General features: G+C 64.1%; 6 protein-coding genes and 1 pseudogene. 3 read left to right on the forward strand and 4 right to left on the reverse strand.

What is annotated here, in order from left to right; translation table 11 throughout:
• The 4 genes from HP546_RS23440 to gspG form a co-directional block, all read right to left on the reverse strand.
• A partial coding sequence (locus tag HP546_RS23440) for an efflux RND transporter permease subunit (RefSeq protein WP_172230147.1) occupies positions 1–958 on the reverse strand: 958 nt, incomplete at its 3' end.
• A gap of 12 nt (positions 959–970) precedes the next feature.
• The gene (mexE, locus tag HP546_RS23445) at positions 971–2,212 is read right to left on the reverse strand and encodes a multidrug efflux RND transporter periplasmic adaptor subunit MexE (RefSeq protein ID WP_172230150.1); all 1,242 of its coding nucleotides are present in this window, start codon (positions 2,210–2,212) and stop codon (positions 971–973) included.
• A 145-nt stretch (positions 2,213–2,357) separates the two neighbouring features.
• On the reverse strand, positions 2,358–3,548 hold the full coding sequence (locus HP546_RS23450) for a type II secretion system F family protein (protein ID WP_172230153.1): 1,191 nt from the start codon (positions 3,546–3,548) through the stop codon (positions 2,358–2,360).
• 11 nt (positions 3,549–3,559) lie between these two features.
• Positions 3,560–3,985, reverse strand: coding sequence for a type II secretion system major pseudopilin GspG (gspG, locus tag HP546_RS23455; RefSeq protein WP_014861762.1), 426 nt, complete (start codon positions 3,983–3,985; stop codon positions 3,560–3,562).
• A 185-nt stretch (positions 3,986–4,170) separates the two neighbouring features.
• Between gspG and HP546_RS23460 the strand changes: the two genes are divergently transcribed.
• The 3 genes and pseudogenes from HP546_RS23460 to HP546_RS23470 form a co-directional block, all read left to right on the forward strand.
• Complete coding sequence (locus tag HP546_RS23460) at positions 4,171–4,764, forward strand: transglycosylase SLT domain-containing protein (RefSeq protein WP_172230156.1); 594 nt, start codon at positions 4,171–4,173, stop codon at positions 4,762–4,764.
• Between the two features lie 118 nt (positions 4,765–4,882).
• On the forward strand, positions 4,883–6,343 hold the full coding sequence (locus tag HP546_RS23465) for a HAMP domain-containing sensor histidine kinase (protein ID WP_172230159.1): 1,461 nt from the start codon (positions 4,883–4,885) through the stop codon (positions 6,341–6,343).
• A gap of 297 nt (positions 6,344–6,640) precedes the next feature.
• Positions 6,641–6,837 (forward strand): annotated as a pseudogene (locus tag HP546_RS23470) (two-component sensor histidine kinase); the annotation flags it as partial.

A 6,837-nucleotide genomic window follows, 5' to 3' on the forward strand; every position in this document is an offset into this window, starting at 1 on the left:
AGTCCTTCTTCAGCTCGGCCATCTTCGCCCGCACTTCGTCGGAGATCTCGATGGCATTGGAGCCTGGGCGCTGGAAGATCGGGATGGCCACGGCGGGCTGGTTGTTCAGCAGCGAGCGCAGGGCGTACTGGCTGGAACCAAGCTCGACCCGGGCGATGTCCTTCAGGCGAGTGATTTCGCCATCGGCGCCAGCACGGATGATGATGTTTTCAAACTCTTCCTCGTTGACCAGGCGGCCTTGGGTATTGATCGACAGCTGGAAGCTGGTCGAACCCGGGGCAGGCGGGGCGCCCAACTGGCCGGCGGCCACCTGACGGTTCTGCTCGCGGATCGCTGCCACCACATCACTGGCAGTGAGGTTGCGCGAAGCGGTCTTGTTCGGGTCCAGCCACACGCGCAGGGAGTAGTCGCCCATGCCGAACAGCTGCACGTCGCCCACGCCGCCCAGGCGCGCCAGCTCATCCTTGATGTTGAGGATGGCGTAGTTGGACAGGTAGAGCATGTCGTAACGGTTGTCCGGCGAGGTCAGGTGCACGACCATGGTCAGGTCGGGCGAGGCCTTGTCGACGGTGATACCGATGCGGGTGACTTCCTCGGGCAGCTTGGGCTGGGTGCGGGTGACGCGGTTCTGCACCTGCACCTGGGCATTGTCCAGGTCGGTACCCAGAGCGAAGGTGATGGTCAGCGTCAGCTTGCCGTCAGCGGTGGACTGGGAGGACATGTACAGCATGTTCTCGACACCGGTGATGGCCTGCTCCAGCGGCGCGGCGACGGTTTCGCCGATCACTTTGGGGTTGGCCCCGGGGAAGTTGGCGCGCACTACCACGGTGGGCGGCACCACTTCGGGGTATTCGCTGATCGGCAGCTGGAACAGCGAGATCGAACCGGCAATCAGCAGTATCAGCGACAGCACCGCGGCGAAGATCGGCCGGGTAATGAAGAATTTCGAGAAGTTCATCGGAGTGGTCCCTTAACCGCGTGGCGCTTGGGCGCTGGCGGCTTTTACTGTGTTGCCCGCCACTTTCGGCGCCGGGTTGCTGGCCTCCAGCGCCTGGCGCTGCTGGGCGAGGGCGGCGAGGGTCTGTTCGCTGGCCATCGCGGTTTCTTCCGGGGTGACTGCCGAGCCAGGGCGCACGCGCTGCAGGCCCTTGACCACGATACGGTCATCCTTGCCAAGGCCGCTGCGCACGATGCGCAGGCCTTCGAGCTTCGGCCCCAGCTCCACGGCGCGGTAGGCGGCCTTGTTGTCCTTGTCCATGACCAGCACGAACTTCTTGCCAAGGTCGGTGCCCACGGCTTCGTCGTTGATCAGCACGGCGTCGTATTGGGCGCTGCCCACCAGTTTCAGGCGTGCATACAGGCCCGGGGTGAACTGGCCGTCGCGGTTGTCGAACACCGCGCGGCCACGGATGGTGCCGGTGCGCGGGTTGACCTGGTTGTCGACGAAGTTCATCTGGCCCAGGTGCGGGTTGCCGGTTTCGTTGGTCAGCCCCAGGTACACCGGGGTGCTCTGGCCACGCTGGCCTTCACGGGCCAGCTGGGTGTACTTGAGGTACACGCGCTCGTCGGCGTCGAAGTAGGCGTAGACCTTGTCGGTGGACACCACGCTGGTCAGCGGGGTGACATCGGCGCTGACAATGTTGCCGGCGGTGAACTGGGCGCGGCTGACGCGGCCACTGATGGGCGCGGTGACGCGGGTGAAGCTGAGGTTCAGGCGCGCCAGGTCGAGCTGGGCCTGGATCGCATCGACGCCGGCTCGGGCCTCGGCAGCGGCGCTGCTGCGCGATTCGGCCAGCTCGGCAGAAATGGCGTTGCTGTCACGCAGGCGCTCGCCGCGGCGGGCTTCGTTGGCGCTGCGGATGGCGGTGGCCTTGGCCTGTTGCAGCTGGGCTTCAAGGCGGCGCACCTCGGCCTGGAACGGGCGCGGGTCGATCTGGAACAGCAGGTCGCCTTTCCTGACCTGGGCGCCCTCGGTGAAGGCTACCTGATCGATCTGGCCGGAGACCCGTGGGCGTACTTCGACGGTTTCCGGGGCTTCGAGGCGGCCGGTGAACTCGTCCCATTCGTTGATCGGTTGTTCGAGCACTTTGGCCACGGTGACTTTTGGCGCGGCGGGAGCCTGCACGGCGTCGGGGGTTCGACCGCAAGCGCTGATCACCACCACTGCCAGGGCAGCGAGGGGGAAGCGCAAGGGTTTGAGTGATTGTTCCATGGAGAACTCCGCCAATGTATTAGTAGTGGGCGGAGTGTGAGTGTGTTGCGCGCAAGGCACGAATCGAACGGGCCGAAGGTTAATATCACGCTGAATGATAGGTGCGGATCATTCACCGACGCCACGCATGGTCGGGGCTGGCGATTCAGTGAATGCTCGACGCCAGCTCAAAGATCGGCATGTACATCAGGATCACGATCAGGCCGATCAGCAGGCCGATGAAGGTCATCAGCAGCGGCTCGAACAGTTTGACGAACCATTCCACCCAGCGGCCGATTTCCTGGTCATGGAAGTCGGCGCAGCGCTCCAGCATCTCGCCCAGGTTGCCAGACTGCTCGCCTGCGCGCAGCAGCCGCAGTGATACCGGCGTGACCAGTTGCCCGGCTTCAAGTGCATCAGACAGCGGCAGCCCTTCGCCCACGCGCTGGCTGGCCTGTTGCAGGCCCTGCGCCGCCGCGCTGCCGAGCAGGCCACGGGCCATGCCCATGGCGGTGAGGATGGGGATACCGCCTTGCAGCAGGATCCCCAGCGAGCGATAGAAGCGCGCCAACTCGTACATCATCAGGCGCTGGTGCAGTGCCGGCAGGCGCCGCAGCTGGCAGGACGCCCAGCGTCGCACCCGTGGGTGGCGGCGCAACAGCCACAGCGCCGTGACCCCACCGACGGTGCCCAGGGCCAGCGGCAGTTGCTGGGCATGCAAGAACAAGCCGATCTGCATCAGCACCCGTGACAGCCAGGGCAATTCGGTGCCCATGCCCTCGAACACCTGGCTGAAGCGTGGCACCACGTAGCCCAGCAGGAACAGCACCACGCCACCCCCCACCAACAACAACAGCATGGGGTACACCGAGGCCCCCACCAGCTTTTGCCGCACCAGGTCCAGGCGCTGGCGGTAGCTGATGTAGCGGGCGAGGGCATCGCCCAGCGCGCCGGTGCGTTCGCTGGACTGCACCAGCGCCACGTACAGTGGCGGGAACACCCGTGGCTGCTGGCCCAATGCCTGGGACAGCGAGCGGCCTTCGTACAGCTGGCGTACCAGCTCGCTCAGCACTTTGCGCGCTGCGGCAGCGGGGGCCTTTTCTGCAAGGCTTTCCAGTGCGTCGATCAGCGGCAGGCCGGCGTTGAGCAGGGTAGAAAGCTCCTGGCTGAACAGCACCAGGTCGAACGCGGCCTCGCGGCGCCAGGCCATGCCGCGCAGGGCACCGCCCTGGCCGCGCAGGCTGAGCACACGCAGGCCCTGTTGTTCGGCCTGGCGCCGGGCCTGGTCGGCGTCATCGGCGTCGATCTGCAATTGCACCACGCCCTGTCTGCCCAGGGCCTTGAGGCTGTAGCGCATGGCCGCTCTCCTTACTGCCAACTGGTGATTTCGGCGTTTTCCCCGTCGCCGCCGGGCTGGCCATCCTTGCCCATCGACAGCAAGTCGTATTCGCCGCCGTTCTCGCCGGGTTGCCGGTAGATGTACGCGCGGCCCCATGGGTCCTGCGGCACGGCCTTCTGCAGGTACGGGCCGGTCCAGCGGGCCTCGCCACTGGGGGCGACCACCAAGGCCTGCAGGCCTTGCTCACTGTTGGGGTAGTGGCCGACCTCCAGGCGGTACAGGTCCAGGGCCTTGCTCAACCCCTCTATCTGCGCCCGCGCCACCTTGGCCTCGGAGCGCCCGAGCTGGCTGAAGTACTTGGGCGCGACGATGCCGGCCAACAGGCCGAGCACCACCAGCACCACCAGGAGTTCAAGCAGGGTGAAGCCACGTTGCGGGTTGGTTCTGCGCTGCATGATGAAACCCTCCACTGCATGGGAACACGCGTTTCCAGTCACCATGCAACAGCCGTGCACGTCTGCCTCGGGGCCTTGAGCCATGCGGCACAGGAAGCGGCACAGTGCTTGCGTCGTGGTCATCGACCTCGGGTTTTCCGGGGCATTTCCCCCACATCGGGGGCCACGACGAAGAGGCGACCGACATGCGTGGACTCATCCTTGGTTTGATCTGGCTGACGGCAGGTGCTGCCCAGGCCGATGTGTATATTTCCATCGATGCCAAGGGCGGCTACGTACTGACCAACGTCCATCGACCCGGGCGCCACTACGAAAAGGTGATCAGCGAGCCGCTGGCGCTGGCCGGCCCGGCCAATGCACAGATGATCACCGGGCGGCCGTACGCCGAGGTGGTCGCGGCGGCGGCGAAGGTCCACAACGTACCCCAGGCGTTGTTGCATGCGCTGATCAAGGCCGAATCGGGCTACAACCCCAAGGCCCGCTCGCGGGCCGGTGCGGTGGGGTTGATGCAGCTGATGCCGGATACTGCCCGCGAAATGGGTGTGGAGGACCGGCTGGACCCGGAAGACAACGTGCAGGGCGGTGCGCGATACATCAAGCGCATGCTCACGCTGTTCGACAACGATATCACCCTGGCCGTGGCGGCCTACAATGCCGGGCCGGATGCCGTGCTGCGGCGCGGTGCTGTACCGCCTTTTGCCGAAACCCGGCGCTATGTACCGACTGTGCTGAGGGAGTACCGCAAGCTGCAGGGCCTGGCAGATGATTCGCCGCTCTGAGCCAGCGGTGAGTGCACAGCCTGGGTAATACCCTTCGGCGGGCGCCATTAATTTAATACCATGGTCCCCCCAACTCTGGGCTATAACCTTCTCAAGGTGCCCAGCTGTGGAGTCCGTCATGGACATCGCCCCTCGTTCCGACGCTATGGATGTGCCTGCCGGTAGCGAGCTGGCCGCCCCGCGCAAGCCGTTCAACCTGCTGCGCTGGTACGCCTGGGTCAGCCTGGCCATCATTCTTTCGGTAGCCGCCGGGCTGGGGCTGATTTCCAGCCGGTTCATCATCGACGAAAGTGTCGAGCGCGACGCCTTGCTCACCGCGCAATTCATCACCTCCATCGCCGACGCCGAAGTGCGCCACGTGTCGATCCCCAATGTGCGCACGATGGGCGAACTGCTCGACCCGCGTACCGACCACATGGCCCTGCCGGGTGTCGACCCTGATGCCCGGCGCAAGGCCCGCGGCGAGTTCCTCGACCACATCGCCCACCTGCCGGACATGCTGCTGGCCAACATCTATGCCCCGGACCGCACGGTGATCTGGTCCAGCAACCCGGCGCTGATCGGCAAGCTGATCGACGCTGACGACGACCTGGATCGGGCGTTTGAATACAAGATGCGGGTCTCGGCCAGCTACCACAACTTCGAGCAGGCCCGCGCCGAGCAGAAATTCGTCACGCCGCCCGAGCAGTTGTTCATCGAAAACTACATTCCGCTGTTCGACGCCGATGGCGACCACGTTATGGCCATGGTCGAGATCTACAAGGAACCCCACGACCTGATCGTGCGCATCGAGCATGGCCTGATCCTGATCTGGCTGGCGATCACCGTCGGCGCGGCGCTGGTCTACATCGGCCTGTACGGCATCATGCACCGCGCAGCGCGGTTGCTGGCGGTGCAGCAGAAGCGCCTGATCAACAATGAAACCTATGTGGCGCTGGGCGAGGTGTCATCGGCGGTGGCCCACAGCCTGCGCAACCCGCTGGCCAGCATCCGCTCCAGTGCCGAACTGGCCCAGGCGTTCGACGAAGGCCCGGCGCAACGCAATGTCAACGACATCATCAGTCAGGTCGACCGCATGTCGCAGTGGATCCGCCAGATGTTGCAGTCGCTGCGCCCGCTCAACGATGAAGCCGTGGCAGTGGACTTGCCACAGGCATTGCAGGAAAGCCTGCAGACCTACGCCGTGCCGTTGGCGCGCGGCGGCGTGAGCCTGGACCTGCAGCCGTTACCGGCGGTGCAGGTGCTGGGCCACCCGGCGTTACTGCGGCAGATCTTCAGCAGCCTGATCGCCAATGCCCTGGAGTCGATGGAGCAGGGTGGGCGGCTGCGTATCGAGGTGGTGCGCCAAGACCGGAGCAGCCTGATCCTGCGCCTGTCAGACAATGGCAAAGGCATGAACGAAGCGCAGCAGCGCATGGCCTTTCGGCCGTTTTTCACCACCAAGCAGGGTGGTCTGGGCGTGGGTCTGGTGCTGGTCAAACGCATCATGGAGCGCTTCGGCGGCACGGTACGGCTCAGTAGCAGTGAAGGCCACGGGACGCGAGTGTCGTTGAACTTTCGTTTGGCAAAAAGCACCTAGAGGCATTAACTATATTCGCTAACTATTTGATATATATGCTTTTACTGGTTTTGGGGTGAAAAGTACCCAATTGTGGGGCATTGACCTCCGAGTATTTTTAATAAAACGCGGTAACCGGCTGAAAAATATACCTATTATTCTTTCAGTATCGGGCTGGCTGATTTTTTGCTACGTGATTGACCAAGCGCAACACGCGATGAATGGCAGCTGCGGCTGCCCAAGCGGGATGCTCTCAAACGGCTACTGCCATTTGCCTTGATGCATTTCTGAACGGACGCCCTGCGCGGGAACCACGCGATGCAGATGCTGGAAAACGAAGCTTCCGACAAGGCCAGTGCGACCCCCAGCGGTCTCGCCGTGCCATTGCGTGAATTCAACCTGTTGCGCTGGTTTTCGGTCATCAGCCTGTTGATCATCACTGCGGTGGCGGGTGGCCTGGGTTACGTCTCGACGCGCTTCGTGGTACGCGACAGCGTACAGCGCGATGCCATGCT

Source organism: Pseudomonas sp. CM25 (assembly GCF_013179705.1).
Classification (GTDB): domain Bacteria; phylum Pseudomonadota; class Gammaproteobacteria; order Pseudomonadales; family Pseudomonadaceae; genus Aquipseudomonas.